This window comes from Sphingomonas hankookensis (assembly GCF_001619955.1).
GTDB classification, from domain to species: Bacteria; Pseudomonadota; Alphaproteobacteria; order Sphingomonadales; family Sphingomonadaceae; genus Sphingomonas; species Sphingomonas hankookensis_A.
The window spans coordinates 93,622-118,462 of record NZ_LQQO01000012.1 but is presented as its reverse complement, the minus strand read 5'-3'; the positions used below and the strand labels follow the sequence as shown (position 1 = coordinate 118,462).

Sequence of the window (24,841 nt, the reverse complement as noted above, 5' to 3'; positions counted from 1 at the left end):
CCTGCCCCGCCCGCACGTCAGTTCCGTGACAGCTTACGCTTCGACAGCGGCTTCCGGCTCGGCGGTCAGCACTTCCTCTGCCGGCGGCTCGTCCATCGCGCCCAGGTCGCGGCCCGAATGGGCCATCGCCTGCTGCCCGCCACGGGTCGCGGCGATCGCCACGGCTTCGCAGTACAGGCGGATCGCACGGCTCGCGTCATCGTTCGCGGGCACCGGGAAGGCGATGCCGTCCGGCGACACGTTCGAATCGAGGATCGCGACGACCGGGATACCTAGCGTGTTGGCTTCCTTGATCGCCAGCTCTTCCTTGTTCGCGTCGATCACGAACATGATGTCGGGAATGCCGCCCAGATCGCGGATACCGCCGAGCGACAGCTCCAGCTTGTCCTTCTCGCGGGTCAGGTTCAGCACTTCCTTCTTGGTCAGGCCGTGCGTGTCACCCGACAGCTGCTCTTCGAGCGCCTTGAGACGCTTGATCGAGTTGCTGATCGTCTTCCAGTTGGTGAGCATGCCGCCCAGCCAGCGATGGTTGACGAAATGCTGGCCCGACTTGCGCGCTGCTTCGGCGATCGGCTCCTGCGCCTGGCGCTTGGTGCCGACGAACAGGACCTTGCCGCCCGACGCGACGGTCGACGACACGAATTCGAGCGCGCGTGCGAACAGCGGCACGGTCTGCGACAGGTCGAGGATGTGGACGCCGTTACGATCGCCAAAGATGTACGGCTTCATCTTCGGGTTCCAGCGGTGGGTCTGGTGGCCGAAGTGCGCGCCCGATTCGAGCAGCGCCTGCATGGTGACGACGGGTGCCGCCATAGGATAATTCCTTCCGGTTGATCCTCTGGGAAGCAGGAACCCTTGTTTGGGCCTTAGGCCCGGGCACCGGTATATGCGCTTCCCATGTGGGGTTGAGACGGCGGCCCTTAGCGGAACATCGGCGGGCGATCAAGACTTGACGATGGAACGATATGAGAACATACAGGGTTCAGACACGGACCATGGAACAAGAACTCAACTAACCTGTTGAGGGGGCTTGCGATTTCATGGTCGCATGATCGGGGAGTTTCGAGATGGCCCTGTTGGTTTCTGCGTTGTTCGCTTTCGGTTTCATCGTCGCGGTGGCGACGATCTTCGCCACCATCGTTCCGGCAAAGGACCGCATCCTTCGCCTGCTGCTGCGTGGCCCGGAATGGACGATCGACCCACTGCCCCCGGTACGGCTGACATCGCGCCGTGGCGTTATCCGCCAGCGCGCCGCTACGGCCGCTGCGCAGCCGCTTCGCGTAGCCGCCTGACCCGCGCATAGCTGCGAATGCTGAACGGCAGCGTCACCAGATAGGCGACGCATACTGCCGTGAGCGTTTCCCACGCGGCGGACACCAACGCAGCCGCAACGATCACCACGCCGACAATCGCTTCGAACCGGATGTTCGGACGCAGCTTGAGCGACGACCAGCTATAGGTGGCGAGGCTCGACACCATCAGGAAGGCGACGAACGCCACCCAGGGGGCGACCAGCCACGGCGACCGGAACAGGTCCTCGCCTGACCAGATCCAGATGTATAGCGGCAGCATGGCCAGCCCGGCACCCGCCGGGGCAGGAATGCCGGTCAGGAATCCGGCGGACTTGTGCGGCTGATCGGCCACGTCGATCCGCGCGTTGAATCGGGCGAGGCGGAGCGCGGTGAATACCGCATAGACCAAAGATACGATCCATCCGATCCGCGGCTCGGTCAGCAGCGACCAGAGGTACAGGATCAGCGCCGGCGACACACCGAACGAGATCGCGTCGGACAGCGAATCGAGCTCCGCGCCGAACTTGCTCTCGCCGCGCACCAGTCGCGCGACCCTGCCGTCCAGCCCGTCGAGCACCCCGGCGAGCAGCACCATCAGCACGGCGCGCTCCCACTCGCCGCCAATGGCGAAACGGATGCCGGTCAGGCCGGAACACAGCGCCAGCGCGGTGATGGCATTGGGCGCGAAGGCACGCAGCGGAATACCGCGCACGGGAAGCTGGCGACGCATCCTCACTGTGCCACACCGACGGGGGCGGCAAGTCCCGGTCGTCCCAGTACCGTTTCACCGGCAACGCTGCGCTGGCCCAGCGCAACCTGCGGCTCGATCCCTTCGGGCAGGAACACGTCGACGCGGCTGCCGAAGCGGATCAGGCCGATCCGCTGTCCTGCCGCGACGAAATCCCCCGGCTTCACGAAGCCGACGATCCGCCGCGCGACCAGCCCGGCAATCTGGGTGAAGCCGACCCGCTGCCCATCCAGTCCCTCGACCACGATATGCTGGCGCTCATTCTCGTCGCTTGCCTTGTCGAGATCGGCGTTCAGGAACTTGCCGGAAATATAGACGACCTGCCGCACCGTGCCCGCGATCGGCGTACGGTTGATGTGCACGTCGAACACCGACATGAAGATCGACACCCGCACCAGCGGCTGATCGCCAAGACCGTTGGGGCCGCGCAACTCCGGCGGCAGTTCGACCCGCTGGATCATCGTGACCATGCCATCGGCCGGCGCGACGATCAGGCCTTCGCCCTGCGGCGTCGTGCGGATCGGATCGCGAAAGAAGGAGGCGACCCACAAGGTCACCAGCCCCATCGGCCATGCCAGCGTCTCCCATGCCATGAAGGCGAAGAAGGCGGTGATGACGGCGGCGATGAGGACGTATTTGCGCCCTTCGGGATGAACCGAGGGCCAGCGCCACTTGACGGTCGTGGTGCCGACCGCGGGCTTTTCGAGCGATGCCATGAAGCGTGGTGTAGCCAAGGCGGGTCGTGCTGACAACCGCCCCGCTCCGCCCGCCCGGTTGATCCCGCGCCAACGACCCCCTAAGGCCCTCGCAACCGCAACAATATCGAGAGCAGGCGCATGGCGAAGATCAAGGTCAAAACCCCGGTCGTGGAGATCGACGGCGACGAAATGACCCGCATCATCTGGGCATGGATTCGCGAACGGCTGATCCTCCCCTATCTCGATATCGACCTCGAATATTATGACCTGGGCATCGAGAGGCGCGACGAGACCGACGACAAGATCACGGTCGACAGCGCCAAGGCGATCCAGAAGTATGGCGTCGGCGTGAAGTGCGCCACGATCACCCCCGACGAAGCCCGCGTCGAGGAATTCGGCCTGAAGAAGATGTGGCGCTCGCCCAACGGCACGATCCGCAACATCCTGGGCGGCGTGGTCTTCCGCGAACCGATCGTCATCTCGAACGTGCCGCGCCTGATCCCGGGCTGGACCAAGCCGATCGTCGTCGGCCGCCATGCATTCGGCGACCAGTATAAGGCGACCGATTTCAAGGTGCCGGGTGCGGGCAAGCTCACCATGAAGTGGGAAGGCACCGACGGGCAGGTGATCGAGGAGGAAGTGTTCGACTTCCCCGCCGCCGGCGTCGCCATGGGCATGTACAATCTCGACGAATCGATCCGTGACTTTGCCCGCGCGTCGATGAACTACGGCCTCGGCCGTGGCTGGCCGGTGTATCTGTCGACCAAGAATACGATCCTGAAAGCGTATGACGGCCGCTTCAAGGATATCTTCGAGGAAGTATTCGCGACCGAATTCAAGGATCAGTTCCAGGCCGCCGGCATCGAATATCAGCATCGCCTAATCGACGACATGGTTGCATCGGCGCTGAAGTGGCACGGCGAGTTCGTCTGGGCCTGCAAGAACTATGACGGCGACGTGCAGTCTGACCAGGTCGCGCAGGGTTTCGGTTCGCTCGGCCTGATGACTTCGGTTCTGATGTCGCCGGACGGCAAGACGATCGAAGCCGAAGCCGCCCACGGCACCGTTACGCGACACTATCGCCAACATCAGCAGGGCAAGGCGACCTCGACCAACCCGATCGCGTCGATCTTCGCCTGGACCGGCGGCCTGAAGTATCGCGGCAAGTTCGACGGCACGCCGGAAGTCACCAAGTTCGCCGAGACGCTGGAAAAGGTCTGCATCGAAACCGTCGAAGCCGGCCACATGACCAAGGATCTCGCGATCCTGATCGGCCCGAACCAGCCGTGGATGACCACCGAACAGTTCTTCGAACAGGTTCGCGTCAACCTCGAATCGGCGATGGGCGCGCAGAGCTGATCCGTCCCCATCATCGGTAGAGGCGAACGGCGTTCATCCCCGCGGATGGGCGCCGTTCGTGCGTTAGCGGTTGCCGCGTCCGTGCCGCATCCGCAACAATGCCGCCATGCCATTGCCGATTGATTCGACGCCGTTCAGCGATTCGCTGGTCATTCTGGGGGCCGCCGGCCTCGTCATTCCCGCGTTTGCCCGCTTTCGGGTCAACCCGGTCATCGGGTTCATTCTGGTCGGCGTGCTCGTCGGCCCCTTCGGCCTCGGCGCGCTGGTCGACCGTGCGCCCTGGCTGTTCCACATCACCATCACCGACCGACATTCGATCGAACCCTTCGCCGAATTCGGCATCGTCCTCCTGTTGTTTTCGATCGGCCTCGAACTGTCGTTCAAGCGCCTCTGGGCGATGCGCCGGCAGGTGTTCGGACTGGGCGCCGCCGAACTGTTCGGATCGGCGCTGCTGATTGGCATCGCGCTGATGGTACTGGGTCAGGCAACCGCGGGTGCGATCGGGCTCGGCCTCGCCCTCGCACTTTCATCGACCGCGTTGGTGCTGCCGATGGCAGGCACGACCGGACCGGTCGGCCGCACCGCCTTCTCCATGCTGCTGTTCGAGGATCTGGCGCTCGTCCCGATCATCTTTGCGCTCGGCGCGCTCGCTCCGACCGCGACCGATGACGGCTGGGTCGGCCTTGCCAATACCGCGATGTGGGGCGGCTTGAGCGTCGTCGGCCTCTATGCCGCCGGCCGCCTGTTCCTGCCACGCCTGTTCGCGCAGGCAGCCCGGACCAAGAGCCCCGAGCTGTTCCTGTCCGCCAGCCTGCTCGTCGTCATCGTCGCCAGCCTCGTCACGACCGCAGCCGGCCTGTCGCCGATCGTCGGAGCGCTGCTCGCCGGCCTGCTGATCGCCGAAACCGAATATCATAGCGAGGTCGAGGTCATCACCGCGCCATTCAAGGGACTGGCGCTGGGCGTGTTCCTGATCACCGTCGGCATGAGCCTCGACCTCGCGACTATCGCCGACAACTGGCCCGAACTGCTTGGCGCCATCGCCGGCGTGGTCGTGCTGAAGGCGGTCGTTACCAGCGGGCTGCTGTGGTTCAACGGCGTGCGCCCTGGCACCGCAACCGAAACCGGCCTGCTGATGTCGAGCCCGTCGGAAACGACGCTGATCGTGCTGGCCGCCGCGACGCAGGCGCAGCTGATCCAGTCGTCGACTGCCGCCTTCTGGCAGACGGTCACTGCCATCGGTCTGACCATCACGCCGCTGCTGGCGACGCTGGGCAAGCGGGTGTCACGCCGGATCGAGCATCGCACGGGTACGCCGGAGGAAGCCCCGGTCGAAACCGCCGCCGCACGCGTCGTGATCATCGGGTTCGGGCGTGTGGGTCGGCTGGTCGCCGAAATGCTCAAGACCCACGGCAAGAGCTATATCGCGGTCGATTCAGACATCGACAACGTCGCGGCGGCACGCGCGGAAGGGCATCCGATCCTGTTCGGCGACGTATCGCGTTCCGAACTGGTCGATCGCCTGGACCTCGGCCGTGCGTCTGCCCTGGTGCTGACGATGGACGATCCCGTGCTGACCGTGCGGTTGACGCGCCGGGTTCGCGGCTGGGTGCCGAACCTGACGATCCTCGCCCGCGCTCGGGACGCGACCCATGCCGCCGAACTCTATGCAGCCGGGGTCAGCGACGCGGTGCCCGAAACGCTCGAAAGCTCGCTGCAATTGTCTGAAGCGGTGCTGGTCGATCTCGGCGTCGCGATGGGACCGGTGATCGCCTCGATCCACGAAAAGCGTGACGAATTGCGCCAGACGATCCGCGAGCAGGCCGATCTGGAACGCGAACCCCGTATCCGCCGCCTGCGCCGGATCGACGATCCTGTGTGACTTAAGAGAAGGTCGCCAGTCCTGCCGATGCGGGACTGGCGACGAAGGATCAGCCGCGGCCGATCAGCCGGCGGGCAATGGCATCCGCGACGTCCGAATGCGGCTTGCCGCTGGCTTCGCTCTCGTCCCACACCTGCACCAGCCGGTCGGGGATGCGCGCAATGCGGGCCTCGACCTCGGCACGGTTGCCCTGGCCGAGATATTCCAGCGCGACGTTGATGATCCCGCCCGCGTTGATGACGTAATCGGGCGCGTAGAGGATCCCGCGATCCTGCAGGCGCGCACCGTCCGCAGCCGTCGCCAACTGGTTGTTGGCGCCGCCCGCCACCGCGCGGCACCGCAGCGCCGCAATAGTTGCTTCATCCAGCACCGCCCCCAGCGCATTGGGGCTGACGATATCGGCCTCCAGCGTCAGGACCGTTGCCGGATCGGCGGTCGTCGCGCCCAGCTCGCTCGCCAGCGCTTCGGCCCGTGCTTCGTTGACGTCGGCCAGCGTCAGCACGGCACCGTCCTTGGCCAGCAGGCGCGCAAGCCCGCCACCGACCGAGCCGACACCCTGCACCGCGACGCGAACGCCGCGCATGTCGTCGCTGCCCAGCGCTCGCCTGGCCGCCGCACGGACGCCCAGATACACGCCCATCGCGGTGAAGGGCCCCGGATCGCCGCCGGCATTGCCCGCCGCGACGGGCAGGCCGGACACATATTTGGTCGAACCGGAGATCGTGATCATGTCGGCTTCCGACATGCCGACATCTTCGGCCGTAACGTAGCGCCCGCCGAGCGATTCGACCGCACGACCGAAAGCCGCCAGCAGTTCGGGCGTCTTGGCGCCGCCCTCAGGCGCCAGCACCACGCCCTTGCCGCCGCCCATCGGCAGGCCGGCCATCGCGTTCTTGAAGCTCATGCCGCGCGACAGGCGCAGCGCGTCGGTCACCGCCGCGTCACTGGTCGCATAGCGCCAGAAGCGCACGCCGCCCGCCGCCGGGCCCAGCGCGGTCGAATGGACCGCGATGACGCAGCGCAGGCCGGTCTGGTGATCAGAAAAGAGGTGGATGCCCTCGTGATCGTCGAAGTCGGGATAACCCCAATCGGTCTGCACGGCGGCGGCTCCAGCGCTGTAAGGGATGGGGCGACCGACGGGACTTGAACCCGCAACTTCCGGCATCACAAGCCGGCGCTCTAACCAATTGAACTACGGTCGCCGTGGAGTGGCGCGCTTAGCCGTGCGTCGCGCGTCGGTCAAGCAGTGGCGCAACGATAATCGTTCTGGCAGGAAAATCTCCATGCAAACGCACGCCACCCCCGCCCGCCCGTCGCTCGGTTCCGGCTATCCATCGGAACCGGTCGTCGAGCACATCATGGCCCAACCGGGCGTGCAACGCGTACCCAGCGCCAAACTGTCGCTGTTCATCCGTCGGGCGCTGATCCCCGCCAATCTGTGCGCCGCGCTGATCGAGCGGATCGATGCCAAGCGCCGGCCGTCGACCATCGCCGACGCCAATGGCGACCCGACCTTTCGGACCAGCGAAACGTGTGACCTCGATTCGACCGATCCGGTGGTCGCTGCGGCAGAGGCGTTGATCTTCGACTTCTGCGCGCTCGACCCGGCCCATGGCGAGCCGTTGCAGGGACAACGCTATGCCGTGGGGCAAGAGTTCAAGGCGCACACCGACTATTTCGATCCGCATGGCGGCGACTTCGCGAAATATTGCTCGGTCGCCGGCAACCGGACCTGGACGGTCATGCTTTACCTCAACGAACCGGGTGCCGGTGGCGCCACGCGCTTCAAGGCGATCGACAAGATCGTCCAGCCCGAGACCGGCAAGCTGCTCGCCTGGAACAATTTGCGCGCGGACGGCACGCCGAACCCCGCGACGCTCCACCACGGGATGAAGGTGCGCGAGGGCACGAAATACGTCCTGACCAAATGGTTTCGCGAACGCCCGTGGGGATAAGCGAACGGGCCGCCGGCATCGCTGCCGACGGCCCGTCCTGCCGCGTTACGCCGGATCAGAACTGGGCGGTGATGCCCAGCGAGAACATCCGGCCGAGGTCGTAGCGGTTGATATAGACCGGGTTGCCGCCGAAATTCTGGCTTTCCGAATAACGCTGGCCGGTCAGGTTGCGGGCCTCCGCCTTCACCTCCAGATTGGCGCCGGCCACTTCGAACCCCTGCCGCGCGACGAGGTCGAGGCGGATGCCCGGACGCTCGACGATATCGGGCTGGAACCCCTGCCCCGACAGGTTCGACGGACCACGGTTCGTCACACGGTCGCTGGCATAGTTGAATAGCAAGGTCAGCTGCGACAGGTTGGCGGTATCCTCCAGCCCGACCTGCACGTTGACCAGATGGTCCGACTGGCCGGTCAGCGGCGCGCCGTCGCGGAACAGCAGATTGGCACGACCGAAGCCCGCCGCACAGCCACCGATGCCGGGCGAACCCAATGCCGCCGCCGGATTGGGCACGCAGCTGCCATCCGCCGTGATCTGCGACTGGGTATAGGTATAGTTCGCCAGCAGCAGCAGGCGCCGCGTCGCGAAGAAATTGCCGAGGCTTTCGAGCGGAACATATTTCTGCGCCTCGACCTCGCCGCCCCACAACGTCGCCTTGGGCAGATAGGTAAAGCCGGTTTGCAGCGTCGCGTCGGGGCTGGGATAGAAGCCGGCCTGTTCGATCGGGCGATCGATCCGCTTGTAGAAACCGGCGGCGGTGAAGCGCTGGTCGCGGCCGAAGAACCATTCGTAGCGCGCTTCGAGATTCCACAATTCGGAATCGCGCAGGTTCGGGTTACCGAAGAACAGGCGGTCCGAGTCGGGATCGCGGAACTGCTGGGGGGCAAGCTCGCGGAATTGCGGGCGCGAGATCGTCTTCGCGCCGCTCAACCGCGCCTGCATGTCCGACGCGAAATTCCACGTCAGCGTGCCCGCCGGCAGCCAATAGCCGTTCTTCAGGATGGTCGACGGATTGCCGATCGGCGTCACTTCCTCGCGCGCCGTTTCGTAACGCACGCCGGCGACCGCGCGCAGGCCGTCGCTAACCTCGGCCTCGGCCTGGACATAGCCGGCATGGATTTCGAGGCCGGCATCATAGGCATAGGCGCCGTTCTGCGTATTGAACTGCAGCTGGATCGTGCAGGCCCCGGTCCCGCGCTGCGGACAGGCGTTGAACAGCGAGTCGGGCGACAGCAGATAGTCCGGACGCAGCAGGTTGTTGGGGAAACCCGGCGCCGTGCCTGCGCCATCGCTGGTCTGGTAGTTGAACTGCAACCGGCGCGAATTGCGGTCGGTGTTCGAATAGAAATAGCCGGTCGACAGCGTGATCGGTCGATCGGTCGCCAGCTTGTACGACAGGTCGGCCTGACCGGTGTACAGATTCTCGTCCAGCTCGCTGAACACGACGCTGGCAAAGGGCGAGAAGCGCTGCGTCACCTGATAGGCGCCGTTGCAATTGAACCCGCGCGAGAAGGGCGCACCGTCAGTCGTAATCGGATAGCCGTTGGTCGTACGGTTCGAGCAGAGATAGTCGAACTGCCGCTCATAGGGCGCGTTGCGCTTCGAATTGGCGAAGGCGCCGCGCGCGTCGAACTTCAGCGCATCGGTCAGCTTGAATTCGCCGACCAGTTGCGTCTCGATCAGCTGGCGTTCGAACCAGTTGGTGTTCTGTTGCAGGCGCAGGCCGCTGAAATTGTTGTACGCTTCCGACCCGGCCAGACGGCCCTGCTTCAGCGTGTCGTGGATATAGACGTTGGTCCAGCGGATCGTATTGTCGTTGAACTCGTAGCCCAGCCCGACCAGCGCATTGGCCACAATCCGGTTGTCGGTCAGCACGGTGCGGAAATCGTTGCGGACCGTGCCGTCCTCGCTGACGCTGTCCTGCTGGATCGCGTCGCGGGTGCGGAAGGTGTTGGACAGGCCGAGCGACGCGATGACGCCCAGCCGGTCGCTGCCGATATCGAACACCGAACCGCCGGCGATCTCACCCGACAGGTTGGCCGGCAGCTGGTTGTTGACCTGCAACAGCGTCGTGCGTGCGTTGTTCAGCTGCGCCACCTGATCGGCGGTGAAGATGCCCGATCCCTGGTCGGCGTTGCGGATGAAGGCGGGAACGCCGCGCGTCCCATCGTCATAGCCGATCCAGTCGGACTTGCCGCCGGCATAGACATAGCCGAGCTCGCTGGTCGTCACCGTGTCCGCAGCTATCGACCCGCCGATTGACAGGAAGTTCTTCTTCGGGATCGCCTTCGACGTCAGGTTGATGACGCCGCCGCCGAATTCACCGGGGAAGTTGACCGAATAGGTCTTTTGCACCAGCGCCGATCCGACGATCGAGGTCGGGAAGATGTCGAGCGGGACCGAACGGCGCAGCGGCTCAGGGCTGGGCAGCGGCGATCCGTTGAGCAGCGACGACGAATAGCGATCGCCGAGACCTCGGACATAGACGAAGCCGCCGCCGACAACCGACAGGCCGGTGACACGGGTCAGCGCGCCGGCGATGTCGCCGTCACCGGTGCGCGCGATGTCGGCTTCCGACAGCACCGACACGATCTGCGGCGTGGCACGCACCACGTTCGGGATGTTGCGGCCGACGACGACGATTTCCTCCGCCGTCGATTCGTCGAAGCCCGGCGAGGAGACTTCGGCCGGGGTGTCGGTCGTGGTCGTGCCGTCCTGCGGCGTGGCGACCGGGTCCGGCTGGGTGCCGGTCTGCACGACCGGCGGAGTGGCCGCGGTCGGTGCCGGCGCGGTCTGCGCCAGTACGGCCGGCGCGACCAGTTGCGATGTCAGGAGAAGGAGCGTTGCATAGGCGCGGCGGTGCTGCATGACCGGAGATCCACCTGTTCAAGTCGTAAAGAGCGAATGCCGGGACGGGCGTATCGGCCCGCCCCGGCATCGGCGTGTCATCGCTTGGGCGCGATGGTGTCGCGGATCAGCGCCCGTTGCAGGCGAAGTAGATCGAGCTGAACACCGGCGGGCCGAATTCCTGCGGGCCGCCATTGTCGGTCGGACCAGTGTTCGCCGCGCGGATCGTCGAGCGATCGCTGGTGCCCGCCACCAGGTTGAGGCACGGGACGCTCGACACCGACTTCACGATGCCGTTGACATAGCGCATGTCCGACCCGCCGCGCTGACGGATCGCGGCCGGCGCCAGCGCCGTCTGGATGAAGGTGAAGTTGGCATAGGTCGAGAAGGTCCGCGGCAGCAGGTCCTCGGCGTTATTAGAGTCGATCTCGGTCGAGAAGGAGTCGGCGGTCGCGCCCAGCGTGCGCTGCGCGGCGATCATGAACTGCATGAACCCGCGATAGCCATTGTCGATGTCGAAGCCGTCATCGTCAGCACCGGTGATCGCGATGTACTTCAGATTGGTCGTGCCACCGAAGATTTCGATGCCGTCATCGGCCGAATTGTGGCTCTGGATATGGTCCAGAACGGTGCCGGTCCCGGTGCCGCCCAGCGTCAGGCCCTGCAGTTCGTTGCCGTCGCTGATCGCGATACCCGAATAGCGGATCTGGACGTACGACATCTGGCCGGAGCTGTCGGCGACGTTCGGACCGCCATAGAAGCGTCCCGTCACGCCTTCGATCGCCTGCTGGCAGGTGGTCGACGAACCGGCGGCGTTGTTCGGGCCGGTGCCGGTCGCGCAGACGGCGGTCGGCGCACGGCCGAGCAGGATGATGCCGCCCCACTGACCCTGAGTCGCGTCCGATACGCCGTTGCTGACGGTGTTCTGCTGCGAGGTGAAGATGATCGGCGCGTCGCGCGTGCCGATCGCCGAAATCTTCGAACCGCGGTTGACCAGCAGCAGGTCGTTGGTTGCTTCGGTCGAGTCGGCGGCGATGACGACGCCGGCGGCGATCGTCAGTGTGGCGCCGGTGCCGCCCGTGGTGCCGAGGTCGGTGCCGACTTCGGTCTGGCCGCGCAGGCGATAGACGACGCCGGCGATCTTGGGCAGCGACAGGTCGGTGGTGATGTTCTGCGGCAGGCGGCAATAGCGGATCGTCGGGCTCGACGAGCTGTTGGTGCCGTCATCCAGCGTGCCGGTCGGGCAGACCGAGGTCGCCGCGGCATAGGTGCCGATCGACGGGACCGCGGTGCAGCGCGCGCCCGAACCGCCGAATTCGGCCGAGGTCGAGTTGCAGGTCCAGCCCTGGAACGCGGTATCGGTCGGACCGTTCAGCGCGCCGACATAGTTGGTGCTGGTGAAGAAGCTGTTGATCGTCGACGGATCGGTCGCGGTGGCCAGCGAGGCGCTGCCGACCGGATAGACGCCGTTCATCGTCGAACCGACGCCGTTCACATTGTTGTTGGTGCCGGCATTGACGATGGCGAGCTGTTCTTCCGGCGTGATCGAGACGCCGTTGACGGTGGTCGAGGCCGCGAACTGCGCCGCGGTGATCGCGCTCGGGGTGGCCGAGGGCGTCGGGGTCGGCGTCGGGGCCGGCGCGGGGACGGTCACGTTGATGCTGCCCGCACCCGGCGAGGCGACGCCATCGGCGCCGCTGCACCCCGCGAGCGCGGCGCAGGCCGTCGACGCCATGAGAATAAAGCCGATGCGCTTGCTGCTGGCCATCACCGAAGAACTCCCGAAACCTGGTTGTCGTTATGCGGGCGCATTGACCCGGCGATCGACCAAGGTTCCCCCGTCGGCCGATCCACACCCGCCCGTTAGGCGCGCTGGATGACGGGACCGTGCGATTTGGATGAAGTTTCGGAGACGTTACGGTTTCGGTTTTGTGACAGCGTTCCAGATCGAACCATGTTGCCCGGAATCAGAAACGGCCGCCCCGCACAACGCCTCTGTTCAGAGGTCGCAGTGCCGGACGGCCGTTGATCTGGTGGGCGCGACAGGGATTGAACCTGTGACCCCACCCGTGTGAAGGGTGTGCTCTACCGCTGAGCTACGCGCCCGGAAACCCGGAGGACGGCTCCCTAAATGGGTCCGGCCACCGTGTCCAGAACTTAATTCACCGAATCCTTCAGGCCCTTGCCGGCCTTGAACTTCGGCTGCGACGACGCCTTGATCGTCATCGGTTCGCCGGTCCGCGGGTTGCGGCCGGTCGACGCCTTGCGCTTCGACACCGAAAACGTGCCGAATCCGACGAGACGAACCTCGTCACCCTTTTTGAGCGCCGCCGAGATGACGTCGAACACCGCTTCGACCGCCTTCATCGCATCGCCGCGGGTAAGCCCCGAATGGTCGGCGACCTGCCCGATCAGCTCCTGCTTGTTCATCCCGTGGAACCCCCTTCAGCCTAATAACAATATGGAAAACTCGAAAGCGGCAATAAGGCCGCTCGAACGCGGGCTGTCAAAGCAAATTGGACGCATTAGTGCAATCCGGTGCTTTGCACGCCATCGTCCGCCAAACGTACATCAGGATCGGACGGGGGCGGCCATTGGCCACCCCCATCCTCATCAATGTGGGCGCGACTCGCCGATGCCCGGTACCGGGACCGGCGGTTGTGCCGCCAGATCGTCTGCCTCGGTCCAGTCGATCGCGGTCAGCGGCTCGGTCAGCGCCAGGCGCAGCACCTCGTCGACATGCGCGACCGGAATGATCTCCAGCCCCGAACGGATGTTGGCCGGGATTTCCGCCAGATCCTTTTCGTTCTCGACCGGGATCAGCACCGTGGTGATCCCGCCGCGCAGCGCCGCGAGCAGCTTTTCCTTGAGACCGCCGATCGGCAGTACCCGACCGCGCAACGTCACCTCGCCGGTCATCGCCACCTCCCGCCGCACCGGCACGCCGGTCAGCGTGGACACGATCGACGTGACCAGCCCGATGCCGGCCGACGGGCCGTCCTTCGGCACCGCGCCCTCGGGCAGGTGGATATGGACATCCTTGCGGTGGAACAGGCTGGGCTTGATGCCATAGCCAGGCGAGCGCGCCTTGACGTAGCTCCACGCCGCCTCGACCGATTCCTTCATCACGTCGCCTAGCTTGCCGGTCGTCTTGACCGACCCCTTGCCCGGCACCGTGACGCTTTCGATGGTCAGCAGTTCGCCACCGACCTCGGTCCAGGCGAGACCGGTGACCGCACCGATCTGATGCTCTTCCTCGCCCACGCCGAAGCGATATTTGCGGACGCCGGCGAACTCGGACAGGTTGTCCGGGGTGACCGTGACCGACGTCGCCTTGCCTTCGAGAATGCGGCGCAGCGCCTTGCGGGCGAGTTTCGCAATCTCGCGCTCCAGCGTGCGGACACCGGCTTCGCGGGTGTAGAAACGGATCAGATCGCGCAGGCCGTCCTGCGTCAGTTCGAACTCGCCCGGTTTCAACCCATGCGCATCGACCTGCTTGGCGACCAGGTGCCGCTCGGCGATCTCGACCTTCTCGTCCTCGGTATAGCCTTCCAGCCGGATGATCTCCATCCGGTCGAGCAGCGGCTGCGGCAGGTTCAGCGTGTTCGCGGTGCACACGAACATCACGTCCGACAGATCGATGTCGATCTCCAGATAATGATCGTTGAACTTCGCATTCTGTTCGGGGTCGAGCACCTCGAGCAGCGCCGATGCCGGATCGCCGCGGAAATCCTGACCCAGCTTGTCGATCTCATCGAGCAGGAACAGCGGGTTCGACGCGCCGGCCTTTTTCAGGTTGGTGACGATCTTGCCCGGCAGCGACCCGATATAGGTGCGGCGATGGCCCCGAATCTCCGCTTCGTCGCGCACGCCGCCCAAAGACTGGCGGATGAACTCCCGCCCCGTCGCCTTCGCGATCGACTTGCCCAAGCTGGTCTTGCCGACCCCCGGCGGGCCGATGAGGCACAGTATCGGCCCCTTCAGCTTGTTGGTCCGGGCCTGCACCGCCAGATATTCGACGATGCGGTCCTTGACCTTTTCCAGCGCGTAATGGTCGTGGTCGAGCACGTCCTGCGCGACCGCGATATCCTTCTTCAGCTTCGACTTCTTGCCCCAGGGCAGGCCCAGCAGGACGTCGAGATAGTTGCGCACGACGGTCGCCTCGGCACTCATCGGCGCCATCGTCTTGAGCTTCTTCAGCTCCGACGTCGCCTTGGTCCGCGCTTCCTTGCTGAGCTTCAGCGTCGCGATCTTCTGCGTCAGCTCGGCGATCTCGTCGCCGTCGCCATCCTCGCCCTCGTTGCCGAGTTCGCGCTGGATCGCCTTCAACTGCTCGTTCAGATAATATTCGCGCTGCGTCTTCTCCATCTGGCGCTTCACGCGGCTGCGGATTTTCTTCTCGACCTGCAACACGCCCAGTTCGCCCTCCATGAAGGCGAACACCATCTCCAGCCGCTTGTGCGGATCGGATTCGACCAGCAGTGCCTGCTTGTCGGCGACCTTGACCGCGATGTTACCGGCAATCGCATCGGCAAGGCGCGAGGGATCGTCCAGCTCGGACAGCTGCACCGCGGTTTCCGCCGGCAGCTTCTTGTTGAGCTTGGCGTAATTCTCGAACTGGTCGACCACCGACCGCATCAGCGCCTTCAGCTCGGCACTCGGCTGAGCAACCGATTCGGCGACGCGCTCCTCCATGCCCTCATCTGCATCTTCCAGCGTCGTGTCGTCCGCTTCGGCCGGCGTGACTGTCGCGACCAGATAATTGTCGACCGATTCGAGCTCGGTCAGGGTCGCGCGCGCCTTGCCCGACACCAACACACGAACCGTGCCGTCGGGCAGTTTCAGCATCTGCATGACTTCGGCAGACACGCCGACATCATACAGGTCCTCGCGCGCCGGATCGTCATCACCGGGATCGAGCTGCGCCACGAGGAAGATTTCCTTCGATCCCGCCATCGCGGCCTCAAGCGCCGCGACCGACTTGTCGCGCCCGACGAACAGGGGCACGATCATGTGCGGAAACACGACAATATCACGCAGCGGCAATACCGGCAGCTTCAGCGGCTCGGACGAAACGGAATTGGTAATCTCGGACATGGACACTCCACGACCCGGCCGAAGCGCCGGACCCACGACCTTATATGGTGGCAATTGCCGCGCCATCAATCTCCGTTCGCAGGCACACTGACCCATGACGGTATCGCTTGCGCTGGCGCTGGCCGCCGCGTTGCAGGTGGCGCCGACCGAAACGGTGCCGCCGGTCCATCCGATGACCTTGCGATCGGGCGGCCCCATCGCCGCCGATCGCGCCGCACTGCGGCTGGCGCATGCCGATCTGGCGATCGAGGCGTTGCCGGCGCGGCGGATGTTGTCGGCACGGGCGACGCTGACCCTCGCCGCCAATGCCGCGGTGCCTCGCATTCCGATCGACCTCGACGATGTGCTGACCGTCCGGTCGATTCGCGTCGACGGCCGCCCGCTCGATCGCGCCCGCTGGCGCCAAGCGGGCGGACAGGTGGTGATCGACACCCCGCTTGTCGCCGGACAACGCACCACGATCGAGATCAGCTATGCCGGTAGTCCGCGGGTTGCGAAGCGCGCGCCATGGGATGACGGCTTCGTCTGGAGCGAATGGAAGGGCAAGCCCTGGTTCGGCACCACCGCGCAGGATACCGGCTGCGACCTGTGGTGGCCATGCCTCGACTTTCCCGCCGGTGAACCCGCCGCCGTTGACCTGCACCTGACCGTCCCGGCCGGTCTGTCCGCCCCGGCCAATGGCGTGCTCCGCGGGATCGACCGGCTGCCCGATGGCCGGACCACCTGGCACTGGCATGCCGGTTCGACCAATCCCTATGCGCTGGCGATCAGCGTCGGCCCGTATCGCGAGATCAAGGGCGAGTATCGCAGCCGCTTCGGCAACGTCATCCCGCTGCATTTCTGGCATTTGGAAGGGAAGGACGAGCAGGCGAAGCAGCTGTTCGCCGAGTTCGCCCCGACGCTCGACTTCTTCGAATCGACCATCGGCCCCTACCCGTTCGGCGACGAGAAGGTCGGCGTGGTCGAAACGCCCTATCTCGGCATGGAGCATCAGACGATCAACGCATACGGCAACGGCTACAAACCGGCGCCCGAAGGCTTCGACTGGCTGTTCCAGCACGAATTCAGCCACGAATGGTTCGGCAACCAGATGACCGCCGCCGACTGGGACGATTTCTGGCTGCACGAGGCATTCGCGTCCTACATGCAGCCGCTCTACGGCAAATGGCGGGAAGGCGACGCGCGCTATTTGTCGATGCTGCTGATCCAGCGGCAACGCGTCGCCAATCGCGCGCCGATCGTATCGGGCAGTTCACGGACCACGCGTGAGGTCAACGGCGAGACCGGCCCCGGCACCGACGTCTATTTCAAGGGCGCGTGGATGCTGCACAGCCTGCGCCACCTGATCGGCGACCGCGCTTTCTTCGCGGCGACGCGTCGGCTGGTCTATGGCCGCCCCGATCCGAAACCGGGCAATTTCACGCCCCGTTTTGCCACGACGCGCGAATTTGAAACGGCGGTGGCGGAGGAAACGGGGAAGGATTTCGGCTGGTTCTTCGACGTCTATCTGCGACAGGCCGCCCTGCCCGATCTGATCGAGCAGCGCAGCGAGACCGCGCTGATGCTGCGCTGGCAGGTGCCGGGCGACGGCCCCTTCCCGCTGCCGGTCGAGGTCGAAGTCGATGGCGTCCGCCACACCCTGCCGATGACCGGCGGCTCGGGCGCTATCGCGGTGCCGCAGGACGCCCATGTCGTGATCGACCCTATGGCTTGGTTGTTGCGGCGTTCCCCGGCGATCGAACGGATGCAGGCGCCGCGCGTTGCCACCCCATGACCCAGCTATCCAGACGCGCTGCCGAAATGGCCGCGACCTTCATGATCGGCGACGGGCTGCTCGGCCTGTTGCAGCCCAGTCGCCATATCGCGCTGTGGCAGGAACGCGCCGGCGGTGCGCAGTGGCTGGTGCGCCCCTTTATCGGTCGCCCCACCCTGCGCCGGGCCTATGGCGTCGCACAGATCGCTGCCGGGCTGGCCCTCGCCGCCCGGCAGCGGGCGATCACGGAACGATCGTGATGAACAGATAGGCGGCGAAAATTGTCAGGTGGACGATGCCGGACAGCACCGTCGTCCGCCCGTTCCCGAGCGTCAGCGTCGACACCAGCAACGATAGCGCGAACAGCACCATCGACTTGGCATCGATGCCCAGCGACAACGGCCAGCCCATCACCAGCGACACGATCGCGACGCTGGGGATGGTCAGCCCGATGGTCGCCAGAGCCGATCCCATGGCGAGGTTGAGACTGGTCTGAAGCCGGTCCTTACGCGCGGCCTTCACCGCCGCCAGGCTCTCGGGCGCGAGCACCAGCGCCGCGATCAGAATGCCGACGACCGCCAGCGGCAACCCCGCCCCCAGCACCGCCGCTTCGATCGTCGGCGACAAATCCTTCGCCAGCAGCACCACCCCCACCAGCGCGATCAGCAACGCGCCGAACGCGATCCAGGCGGTTCCGGCGCTCGGCGGCTCGGCGTGGGCGTCCTTGGGCAGCGAACCATCGGTCGCCGGCAGGAAATAGTCGCGGTGCCGCACCGTCTGCACCATCACGAACGTGGCATAGAGAATGACCGAGATGATCGCGACGAAGGTAAGCTGCGACGGCGACAGTGTCGGCCCAGGCACGCTCGACGTATAATTGGGCAGGACGAGCGACATCACCGCCATCGCCGCCAGCACCGACAGCGCGGCGCTGACCCCGCGCAGCACGAACCGCTGCTCGTGGTGACGAATACCGCCGACCAGCAGGCAGATTCCGACGATGAAGTTCAGGATGATCATGATCGCGGCGAACACCGTATCGCGCGCCAGCGTCGCAACGTCCCCCGAGCCGGACAACATCAAAGATACGATCAGCGAAACCTCGATCACCGTCACCGCGACCGCCAGCACCAGCGTTCCGAACGGTTCGCCGACCTTGTGGGCGACCACCTCGGCGTGATGGACGGCAGCGATCACGCAACCGATCATGATCGCTGCCGCAAGACCGGCACCGATCCCGCCCACTTTCGCCAGGTTCAGCAGGATCGCAACCAGCCCCAGCACCGGAATGACCGTCGACCACCATGGCAGCGCGGTACGGTCGAGCAGCGCACGTTTGGTCGCCGGACTGACCAGCGTTTCCTCGAATTCCGCCGCCATCGCCGCTTCATGGTCTCGTGCCGCCGACATCATCGCTCCCTGATCGTTACGCAAAGCCAATGCTTCGGGCGCGCGATGTTTCCATCGGGCGCAGGCATTTAGCGGCCGATCGAGTCGATCCAGTCGGGCAGCGCCGCCAGATCGGGCAACTGGCGAAAGCGGGGATGGTCGATCGGCGGCTCACCCGCCTCGTGCGCCCAGGCCAGCGGCTGCGGAACATACGCGGCCCATGCCCCGGCCGACAGGGCGGGCAGAACGTCGGAGCGCATCGAATCGCCTGCCATGACCGCTGCCTCGGGTGTCGCGCCATAGCGGTCGAACAGCCGCGTAAACGTCTCGGTCGTCTTGTCGCTGACGATCTCGATCCCGGCAAAGCGGTCGCCAAGGCCCGATGCGGCGAGCTTCGCTTCCTGGTGCAGCAGGTCGCCCTTAGTGACCAACACCAGTCGTCCGCGCTGCGACAGCGCATCCAGCGTCGCCTCGATCCCGTGCAGTAACTCGACAGGATGCGCCAGCAACCGGCGTCCGGCGGCCAGTATGTTGGCGATCACGCCGCTCGGCAAACGATCCCCGCCCAGTTCGAGGGCCGTTTCGATCATCGATAGCGTGAATCCCTTGGCACCATAGCCATAGAGTTTTAGGTTGCGCGCCTCGCAGGCGTCGAGCGTTTCGAGCGCGACATCGGCGGCCGCGAACGGGCGAAGCATTGCGGTGAAGGCGTGATGCGCCTCCTCGAAATGGCGCATATTGTGCCAGAGCGTGTCGTCGGCATCGAGGCAGATAAGATCGATCGGCATGGACGCTGGATAGCGGGCGGAGGGTGGCGAGGAAAGTCATAGCACCTCCCCATCGTCATTCCGGCGTAGGCCGGAATCCATGGACGCGGCGACGTCGCAAGCAGATCGTAAACGCCCGACACAATGGATTCCGGCCGACGCCGGAATGACGATGGCCGGCTGGCTGGCTGGCGAACCAGAACGCAAAACGGGCGCCGGTTTCCCGACGCCCGCCCTACAAACCGGCTGATCGCAGCTTACGCGGCGTCGCCCGCCTTCTTCTTTTCGGCATAGACACGAACCGGTTCCTTCCGGCCCTCGATCACGTCCTTGTCGACGACGACCTCGTCCACCCCGTCCATCGACGGCAGGTCGAACATCGTGTCCAGCAATATGCCTTCGAGGATGGAACGAAGCCCGCGCGCGCCGGTCTTGCGTTCGATCGCCCGCTTGGACACCGACACCAGCGCTTCCTCGTTGAAGCCGAGCTTCACGCCCTCCATGTCGAACAGCTTCTGATACTGTTTGACCAGTGCGTTCTTCGGCTCCGTCAGGATTTTGATGAGCGCCGCGACATCGAGGTCTTCGAGCGTCGCGATCACCGGCAAGCGGCCGACGAATTCAGGGATCAGGCCGAACTTCAGCAGATCTTCGGGCTCGGTCTGACGCAGCACCTCACCGGTACGGCGTTCCTCCGGCGCCGCGACATAGGCACCGAAGCCGATCGACTTGCCCTGCAGACGATCGGCGATGATCTTTTCAAGACCCGCGAACGCGCCACCGCAGATGAACAGGATGTTCGTCGTGTCGACCTGAAGGAATTCCTGCTGCGGATGCTTGCGCCCACCCTGCGGCGGCACCGACGCGGTGGTACCTTCCATCAACTTGAGCAGCGCCTGCTGCACGCCCTCGCCCGACACGTCGCGCGTGATCGACGGATTCTCGGCCTTGCGGCTGATCTTGTCGATCTCGTCGATATAGACGATTCCGCGCTGCGCCCGCTCGACATTATAGTCGGATGCCTGGAGCAACTTCAGGATGATGTTCTCGACATCCTCACCGACATAGCCCGCTTCGGTCAGCGTCGTTGCATCGGCCATGGTGAACGGCACGTCGAGGATGCGCGCCAGCGTCTGTGCGAGCAGCGTCTTGCCGCAACCGGTCGGCCCGACGAGCAGGATGTTCGACTTCGCCAGTTCGACGTCGGCGCCCTTCTGACCGTGGTTCAACCGCTTATAGTGGTTGTGCACCGCGACCGACAGCACGCGCTTCGCCTGCTTCTGCCCGATGACGTAATCGTCGAGCACGTTGCAGATTTCCTGCGGCGTCGGGACCCCGCCATCCTTCTTGGCGACCAGTGCCGACTTCGTTTCCTCGCGGATGATGTCGTTGCACAGTTCGACGCATTCGTCGCAGATGAACACGGTCGGACCCGCGATCAGCTTGCGCACCTCGTGCTGCGACTTGCCGCAGAACGAGCAGTACAGGGTGCTCTTGGAGTCGCCGCCGCTGAGCTTCGTCATTCAAATCATCTCCCGCGCCGCTGTGACGCGTCTTTCCGCCCGTCAGGATACACACAGGCTTGTATCCGGCAATGCATTAAAAGTTTACCCGCCCGAGCCGCCGGATAGGCCGTCGGGCGGGGCAACCGCTTATGCGGCCGGGGTCGCCTCTTCCGGCGCGCCCGGACGCTTGTCGAACACTTGGTCGACCAGACCGAACGCCTTGGCTTCCTCCGCTTCGAGGAAGGTGTCGCGGTCCATCGCACGCTCGATCTCTTCCAGCGGCTTGCCGGTGTACTTCACATACAGCGCGTTCATCCGGTCCTTGATGCGCTGGATTTCCTTCGCCTGGATCTGGATGTCCGACGCCATGCCCTGCGCCCCGCCCGAAGGCTGGTGGATCATGATGCGGGCGTTGGTCAGCGCCACGCGCATCCCGGGCTCACCGGCGGCTAGCAGGAAGCTGCCCATCGACGCTGCCTGCCCGATGCAGACCGTGCCGACGCGCGGGCGGATATACTGCATCGTATCGTGGATCGCCATGCCGGCCGTCACCACCCCGCCCGGCGAGTTGATGTACATCCAGATGTCCTTCTTCGGATTTTCCGATTCGAGGAACAGCAGCTGGGCGGTGATGAGCGAAGCCATGTGGTCCTCGACGCCGCCGGTCACGAACACGATCCGTTCACGCAGCAGGCGCGAGTAAATGTCGAAGCTGCGCTCCCCGCGGCTCGACTGTTCGATGACGATGGGGACGAGGCCGTCGTGAATATCTAGCATTGGGTTCCCGCTGAGTAGGTTTCGACGCCCTACATCGGCGCTCCCGACTGAGCGCGCAAGGGGCCAGCGCATCGCTACGCCCCCGGAATGATGGTTAGCGTGCGATCCACCCGCTGCCCGGTGCCGGATGCGCCAGATAGGCCAGCCGCCGCACCTCCCGCCGCCCCCGCACAACCGTGTCGAGAATCAGGCCGGAAAAGAGGCACAGTGAGGCAAGGATGACCAGCCCGGTCGCGAGAATCGCCGTCGGGAATCGCGGCACTAAACCGGTATGCAGATAGGTAATGACGATCGGCACCGCGAGCACGACCGCGATCAGCGCCAGCAACAGGCCAATCGCGCCGAAGAACCACAAGGGCCGCTCGATCCGGTACAGGGTCGCGATGGTCCGCGCGATGCGGAACCCGTCGCCATAGGTCGACAGCTTCGACGCGGACCCTTCCGGCCGGGCGAAATAGCGGGTCGTCACCTCCGCCACCGGCATCCGCAGTTCGAGCGCGTGGACGCTGATCTCGGTCTCGATCTCGAAGCCGGCCGACAGCGACGGAAAGCTCTTCACGAATCGCCGCGAGAAGACGCGATATCCCGACAGGATGTCGGTGAAGCTGCGCCCGAACAACCGCGCCAGCATCCCGGTCAGCATCGCATTGCCGAAACGATGGCCCCGCCGGTACGCCAGCGCAGCCTCACTCACCCGCTGCCCGACCACCATGTCGAGCTGCTCGTCGAGCAGTCTAGCGACCAGTTCCGGCGCGGCGGCCGCGTCATAGGTCGCATCGCCATCGGCCATGACATAGATATCGGCATCGACATCGGCGAACATCCGCCGCACGACCGCGCCCTTGCCTTGGATACGCTCGCTGCGCACGACCGCCCCGGCGGCACGGGCGACCTCGATCGTGCGGTCCGAAGAGTTGTTGTCATACACATAGATGGTCGCATCTGGCAGCGCCGCGCGAAACCCCGCGACCGTCGCGCCGATCGCGGCTTCTTCGTTGTAGCAGGGCAGCAGGACGGCAACGGTCGTGGACATGGCCCTGCGTACAACACCGGACGCCGCCGAAAGCAAGCGCCCGACATGCAAAGGCCGCCCGCTCCTCGTGGGAGTGGACGGCCCTTTCGCATCAGGATCGACCGATCAGTCTTCGCTGGCTTCGGTTTCGACCTTCTTCTTGGCGCGTGGCTTCTTGGCCGGGGCCGGAGCGGCCTCGCCCTCGGCGGCTTCGGCCGGAGCGGCTTCCGCCTTCTTGGCCGGAGCCTTCTTCGCCGGAGCCTTCTTCTTCGGCGCTTCCGCGTCGGTGGCAGCTTCGCCTTCCGCCGATGCTTCGGCGGCCGGCTTGGCCTTGGCAGCCTTCTTCACCGGCTTCGCATGGTCATGATCGTGATCGTGGTTGCAGTCCGGGCCGTGCACATGCGGCACCGCGCCTTCCTCGCTCTCGATCGCGGCTTCCAGTTCCTCGCGCGTCACTTCGCGGTCGGTGATCTCAGCCTTGCCGAACAGGAAGTCGACGACTTTGTCCTCGTACAGCGGGGCACGCAGCTGCGCGGCGGCCATCGGCTCCTGCTGCACATACTGGATGAAGCGCTGGCGATCTTCCGGGCCGTACTGCTGCGCGGCCTGCATGATCAGGCGCTGCATTTCCTGCTGGCTGACCTCAATGCCGTTCTTCTGGCCGATTTCGGACAGGAGCAGGCCGAGGCGAACGCGGCGCACCGCGATCTGGCGATAATCGTCACGCTCGGCTTCCAGCTCGGCACGGGCCGCTTCCGGATCGGCTTCGTGGCCGGCTTCGTGCTGCAGCTGGGCCCAGATCTGGTCGAACTCGGCTTCGACCATCGACGGCGGAACGTCGAAGTCGTGGCCGGCGGCCAGCTGGTCGAGCAGCTTGCGCTTCATGTGGGTGCGGGTCAGGCCGTTCAGTTCCTGCTCGACCTGCCCCTTGATGAGCCCGCGCAGCTGTTCGAGGCTTTCGAGGCCCAGCGACTTGGCGAACTCGTCGTCCGGGCCACCTTCTGCGGGCACCTTCACGTCGGTGATCTTCAGGTCGAAGGTCGCCGCCTTGCCCTTCAGGTTTTCGGCCTGATAATCGTCGGGGAAGGTGACGTTGATCGTCTTCTCGTCGCCCTTCTTCACGCCGATCAGCTGGTCTTCGAAGCCGGGGATCAGACGACCCGAACCGATTTCGATCGCCATGCCTTCGCCGGTGCCACCGTCGAACGCCACGCCGTCAACCTTGCCGACGAAATCCATCACGACCAGATCGCCAGTGGCGGCTTCATGGCCTTCCTCGGCGTCGTTGTGGCGCTTGTTGTTGCTGGCGAGCTGCTCGAGCTGCTGGTCGACCACGGCTTCGTCAGCGGGAACGGTCAGGCGCTCCAGCTTGATCTCATCGATCGCCGGGGCCGGCACGTCGGGCAGCACTTCGAGCGACACGGTTACGGCCGCATCCTTGCCCGGTGCATAGTCGCCTTCCAGCGAGACCTGCGGCGCGGTGGCGGGGCGCAGCTTCTGCTCGGCGATCAGCGTCTGGATACCGTCCTGGATCGAGCTGTTCAGCGCGTCCTGCGACAGCGCTTCGCCGTGCATCTTACGGATCAGGTTCGCGGGCACCTTGCCGGGGCGGAAGCCGGGCATCTTCACGGTCGGCGCGACGCGCTTCACTTCGGCATCGACCTTCGCGTCGATATCGGCAGCGGTGATGGTCAGCGTGTAGGCGCGCTTGAGGCCCTCGTTCAACGTCTCGACAGTCTGCATTCTCACGGCTTTCGTCAAA

Annotated in this window: 21 protein-coding genes and 2 tRNA genes; 7 read left to right on the top strand and 16 right to left on the bottom strand. The window is 65.1% G+C overall.

Annotated elements, in window-relative coordinates; all coding sequences use genetic code 11:
* Nucleotides 1-33: 33 nt before the first annotated feature.
* The gene (gene rpsB / locus AVT10_RS08505) at nucleotides 34-813 is read right to left on the bottom strand and encodes a 30S ribosomal protein S2 (protein ID WP_066689852.1); all 780 of its coding nucleotides are present in this window, start codon (nucleotides 811-813) and stop codon (nucleotides 34-36) included.
* Nucleotides 814-1,067: 254 nt separating this feature from the next.
* Here rpsB and AVT10_RS08500 point away from each other — a divergent pair, with 254 nt between their 5' ends.
* The gene (locus AVT10_RS08500; RefSeq protein WP_066689851.1) at nucleotides 1,068-1,292 is read left to right on the top strand and encodes a hypothetical protein; all 225 of its coding nucleotides are present in this window, start codon (nucleotides 1,068-1,070) and stop codon (nucleotides 1,290-1,292) included.
* Here the strand turns inward: AVT10_RS08500 and AVT10_RS08495 are convergent.
* Together AVT10_RS08495 and AVT10_RS08490 are read right to left on the bottom strand one after the other, a co-directional pair.
* Nucleotides 1,255-2,022 (bottom strand): CDP-alcohol phosphatidyltransferase family protein, encoded by a 768-nt coding sequence (locus AVT10_RS08495; RefSeq protein WP_066689850.1) that lies wholly within the window; start codon nucleotides 2,020-2,022, stop codon nucleotides 1,255-1,257. The genes AVT10_RS08500 and AVT10_RS08495 overlap by 38 nt on opposite strands.
* Before the next feature lie 2 nt (nucleotides 2,023-2,024).
* Nucleotides 2,025-2,756 (bottom strand): phosphatidylserine decarboxylase, encoded by a 732-nt coding sequence (locus AVT10_RS08490; RefSeq protein WP_066689849.1) that lies wholly within the window; start codon nucleotides 2,754-2,756, stop codon nucleotides 2,025-2,027.
* Between the two features lie 120 nt (nucleotides 2,757-2,876).
* Here AVT10_RS08490 and AVT10_RS08485 point away from each other — a divergent pair, with 120 nt between their 5' ends.
* Nucleotides 2,877-4,097, top strand: coding sequence for an NADP-dependent isocitrate dehydrogenase (locus AVT10_RS08485; RefSeq protein ID WP_066689848.1), 1,221 nt, complete (start codon nucleotides 2,877-2,879; stop codon nucleotides 4,095-4,097).
* A gap of 106 nt (nucleotides 4,098-4,203) precedes the next feature.
* Nucleotides 4,204-5,979 (top strand): cation:proton antiporter domain-containing protein, encoded by a 1,776-nt coding sequence (locus AVT10_RS08480; protein ID WP_066689891.1) that lies wholly within the window; start codon nucleotides 4,204-4,206, stop codon nucleotides 5,977-5,979.
* Nucleotides 5,980-6,028: 49 nt separating this feature from the next.
* Here the strand turns inward: AVT10_RS08480 and AVT10_RS08475 are convergent, their stop codons facing one another.
* Together AVT10_RS08475 and AVT10_RS08470 are read right to left on the bottom strand one after the other, a co-directional pair.
* Nucleotides 6,029-7,078 (bottom strand): Glu/Leu/Phe/Val family dehydrogenase, encoded by a 1,050-nt coding sequence (locus AVT10_RS08475; protein WP_066689847.1) that lies wholly within the window; start codon nucleotides 7,076-7,078, stop codon nucleotides 6,029-6,031.
* A 26-nt stretch (nucleotides 7,079-7,104) separates the two neighbouring features.
* A tRNA-His gene (locus tag AVT10_RS08470) sits at nucleotides 7,105-7,181 on the bottom strand.
* An 81-nt stretch (nucleotides 7,182-7,262) separates the two neighbouring features.
* Here AVT10_RS08470 and AVT10_RS08465 point away from each other — a divergent pair.
* A complete protein-coding gene (locus AVT10_RS08465) occupies nucleotides 7,263-7,934 on the top strand; it encodes a prolyl hydroxylase family protein (RefSeq protein ID WP_066689846.1) in 672 nt (223 codons plus the stop codon).
* A gap of 55 nt (nucleotides 7,935-7,989) precedes the next feature.
* Here AVT10_RS08465 and AVT10_RS08460 read toward each other — a convergent pair whose 3' ends face one another.
* The 5 genes from AVT10_RS08460 to lon all read right to left on the bottom strand — a co-directional run bounded on the left by AVT10_RS08460 (nucleotide 7,990) and on the right by lon (nucleotide 15,876).
* Nucleotides 7,990-10,800: a TonB-dependent receptor domain-containing protein gene (locus AVT10_RS08460; protein ID WP_066689845.1), complete on the bottom strand. Its 2,811-nt coding sequence runs from the start codon at nucleotides 10,798-10,800 to the stop codon at nucleotides 7,990-7,992.
* Nucleotides 10,801-10,906: 106 nt separating this feature from the next.
* A complete protein-coding gene (locus AVT10_RS08455) occupies nucleotides 10,907-12,547 on the bottom strand; it encodes a hypothetical protein (RefSeq protein ID WP_066689844.1) in 1,641 nt (546 codons plus the stop codon).
* Between the two features lie 263 nt (nucleotides 12,548-12,810).
* Nucleotides 12,811-12,885 (bottom strand) — tRNA-Val (locus tag AVT10_RS08450).
* A 51-nt stretch (nucleotides 12,886-12,936) separates the two neighbouring features.
* Nucleotides 12,937-13,209, bottom strand: a complete 273-nt coding sequence (locus AVT10_RS08445) for an HU family DNA-binding protein (protein WP_055756411.1) — start codon at nucleotides 13,207-13,209, stop codon at nucleotides 12,937-12,939.
* Between the two features lie 183 nt (nucleotides 13,210-13,392).
* Entirely contained in the window at nucleotides 13,393-15,876 is a 2,484-nt protein-coding gene (lon, locus tag AVT10_RS08440; protein ID WP_066689843.1) for an endopeptidase La, read from the bottom strand.
* A 94-nt stretch (nucleotides 15,877-15,970) separates the two neighbouring features.
* On the opposite strand from lon, the gene AVT10_RS08435 reads away from it, so the two are divergent.
* The gene (locus AVT10_RS08435) at nucleotides 15,971-17,650 is read left to right on the top strand and encodes a M1 family metallopeptidase (RefSeq protein ID WP_066689842.1); all 1,680 of its coding nucleotides are present in this window, start codon (nucleotides 15,971-15,973) and stop codon (nucleotides 17,648-17,650) included.
* Complete coding sequence (locus tag AVT10_RS08430) at nucleotides 17,647-17,889, top strand: hypothetical protein (RefSeq protein ID WP_066689841.1); 243 nt, start codon at nucleotides 17,647-17,649, stop codon at nucleotides 17,887-17,889. The genes AVT10_RS08435 and AVT10_RS08430 overlap by 4 nt, the downstream gene beginning before the upstream one ends.
* Here AVT10_RS08430 and AVT10_RS08425 read toward each other — a convergent pair.
* Together AVT10_RS08425 and AVT10_RS08420 are read right to left on the bottom strand one after the other, a co-directional pair.
* Entirely contained in the window at nucleotides 17,873-19,039 is a 1,167-nt protein-coding gene (locus AVT10_RS08425; protein WP_232307936.1) for a calcium:proton antiporter, read from the bottom strand. The genes AVT10_RS08430 and AVT10_RS08425 overlap by 17 nt on opposite strands.
* A 68-nt stretch (nucleotides 19,040-19,107) precedes the next feature.
* On the bottom strand, nucleotides 19,108-19,806 hold the full coding sequence (locus AVT10_RS08420; protein ID WP_066689840.1) for an HAD family hydrolase: 699 nt from the start codon (nucleotides 19,804-19,806) through the stop codon (nucleotides 19,108-19,110).
* A 79-nt stretch (nucleotides 19,807-19,885) separates the two neighbouring features.
* Between AVT10_RS08420 and AVT10_RS18160 the strand changes: the two genes are divergently transcribed.
* Nucleotides 19,886-20,035 (top strand): hypothetical protein, encoded by a 150-nt coding sequence (locus tag AVT10_RS18160; protein ID WP_157092716.1) that lies wholly within the window; start codon nucleotides 19,886-19,888, stop codon nucleotides 20,033-20,035.
* Between the two features lie 7 nt (nucleotides 20,036-20,042).
* On the opposite strand, the gene clpX is transcribed toward AVT10_RS18160, so the two are convergent.
* From clpX to tig, 4 genes are all read right to left on the bottom strand, one after another.
* Nucleotides 20,043-21,308, bottom strand: coding sequence for an ATP-dependent Clp protease ATP-binding subunit ClpX (gene clpX / locus AVT10_RS08415; protein ID WP_066689839.1), 1,266 nt, complete (start codon nucleotides 21,306-21,308; stop codon nucleotides 20,043-20,045).
* A 129-nt stretch (nucleotides 21,309-21,437) separates the two neighbouring features.
* Nucleotides 21,438-22,067: an ATP-dependent Clp protease proteolytic subunit gene (locus AVT10_RS08410; RefSeq protein ID WP_055756397.1), complete on the bottom strand. Its 630-nt coding sequence runs from the start codon at nucleotides 22,065-22,067 to the stop codon at nucleotides 21,438-21,440.
* 94 nt (nucleotides 22,068-22,161) lie between these two features.
* Complete coding sequence (locus tag AVT10_RS08405; protein ID WP_066689838.1) at nucleotides 22,162-23,100, bottom strand: glycosyltransferase family 2 protein; 939 nt, start codon at nucleotides 23,098-23,100, stop codon at nucleotides 22,162-22,164.
* A 105-nt stretch (nucleotides 23,101-23,205) separates the two neighbouring features.
* Nucleotides 23,206-24,822: a trigger factor gene (gene tig, locus AVT10_RS08400; RefSeq protein ID WP_066689837.1), complete on the bottom strand. Its 1,617-nt coding sequence runs from the start codon at nucleotides 24,820-24,822 to the stop codon at nucleotides 23,206-23,208.
* Nucleotides 24,823-24,841 lie beyond the last annotated feature (19 nt).

Excerpts from the sequence above, each read along its gene's own strand:
- rpsB (WP_066689852.1), bottom strand. The coding sequence starts at position 813 with ATGGCGGCACCCGTCGTCACCATGCAGGCGCTGCTCGAATCGGGCGCG.
- AVT10_RS08500 (WP_066689851.1), top strand. The coding sequence starts at position 1,068 with ATGGCCCTGTTGGTTTCTGCGTTGTTCGCTTTCGGTTTCATCGTCGCG.
- AVT10_RS08495 (WP_066689850.1), bottom strand. The coding sequence starts at position 2,022 with ATGCGTCGCCAGCTTCCCGTGCGCGGTATTCCGCTGCGTGCCTTCGCG.
- AVT10_RS08490 (WP_066689849.1), bottom strand. The coding sequence starts at position 2,756 with ATGGCATCGCTCGAAAAGCCCGCGGTCGGCACCACGACCGTCAAGTGG.
- AVT10_RS08485 (WP_066689848.1), top strand. The coding sequence starts at position 2,877 with ATGGCGAAGATCAAGGTCAAAACCCCGGTCGTGGAGATCGACGGCGAC.
- AVT10_RS08480 (WP_066689891.1), top strand. The coding sequence starts at position 4,204 with ATGCCATTGCCGATTGATTCGACGCCGTTCAGCGATTCGCTGGTCATT.
- AVT10_RS08465 (WP_066689846.1), top strand. The coding sequence starts at position 7,263 with ATGCAAACGCACGCCACCCCCGCCCGCCCGTCGCTCGGTTCCGGCTAT.
- AVT10_RS08460 (WP_066689845.1), bottom strand. The coding sequence starts at position 10,800 with ATGCAGCACCGCCGCGCCTATGCAACGCTCCTTCTCCTGACATCGCAA.
- AVT10_RS08455 (WP_066689844.1), bottom strand. The coding sequence starts at position 12,547 with ATGGCCAGCAGCAAGCGCATCGGCTTTATTCTCATGGCGTCGACGGCC.
- AVT10_RS08445 (WP_055756411.1), bottom strand. The coding sequence starts at position 13,209 with ATGAACAAGCAGGAGCTGATCGGGCAGGTCGCCGACCATTCGGGGCTT.
- lon (WP_066689843.1), bottom strand. The coding sequence starts at position 15,876 with ATGTCCGAGATTACCAATTCCGTTTCGTCCGAGCCGCTGAAGCTGCCG.
- AVT10_RS08435 (WP_066689842.1), top strand. The coding sequence starts at position 15,971 with ATGACGGTATCGCTTGCGCTGGCGCTGGCCGCCGCGTTGCAGGTGGCG.
- AVT10_RS08430 (WP_066689841.1), top strand. The coding sequence starts at position 17,647 with ATGACCCAGCTATCCAGACGCGCTGCCGAAATGGCCGCGACCTTCATG.
- AVT10_RS08425 (WP_232307936.1), bottom strand. The coding sequence starts at position 19,039 with ATGTCGGCGGCACGAGACCATGAAGCGGCGATGGCGGCGGAATTCGAG.
- AVT10_RS08420 (WP_066689840.1), bottom strand. The coding sequence starts at position 19,806 with ATGCCGATCGATCTTATCTGCCTCGATGCCGACGACACGCTCTGGCAC.
- AVT10_RS18160 (WP_157092716.1), top strand. The coding sequence starts at position 19,886 with ATGGACGCGGCGACGTCGCAAGCAGATCGTAAACGCCCGACACAATGG.
- clpX (WP_066689839.1), bottom strand. The coding sequence starts at position 21,308 with ATGACGAAGCTCAGCGGCGGCGACTCCAAGAGCACCCTGTACTGCTCG.
- AVT10_RS08410 (WP_055756397.1), bottom strand. The coding sequence starts at position 22,067 with ATGCTAGATATTCACGACGGCCTCGTCCCCATCGTCATCGAACAGTCG.
- AVT10_RS08405 (WP_066689838.1), bottom strand. The coding sequence starts at position 23,100 with ATGTCCACGACCGTTGCCGTCCTGCTGCCCTGCTACAACGAAGAAGCC.
- tig (WP_066689837.1), bottom strand. The coding sequence starts at position 24,822 with ATGCAGACTGTCGAGACGTTGAACGAGGGCCTCAAGCGCGCCTACACG.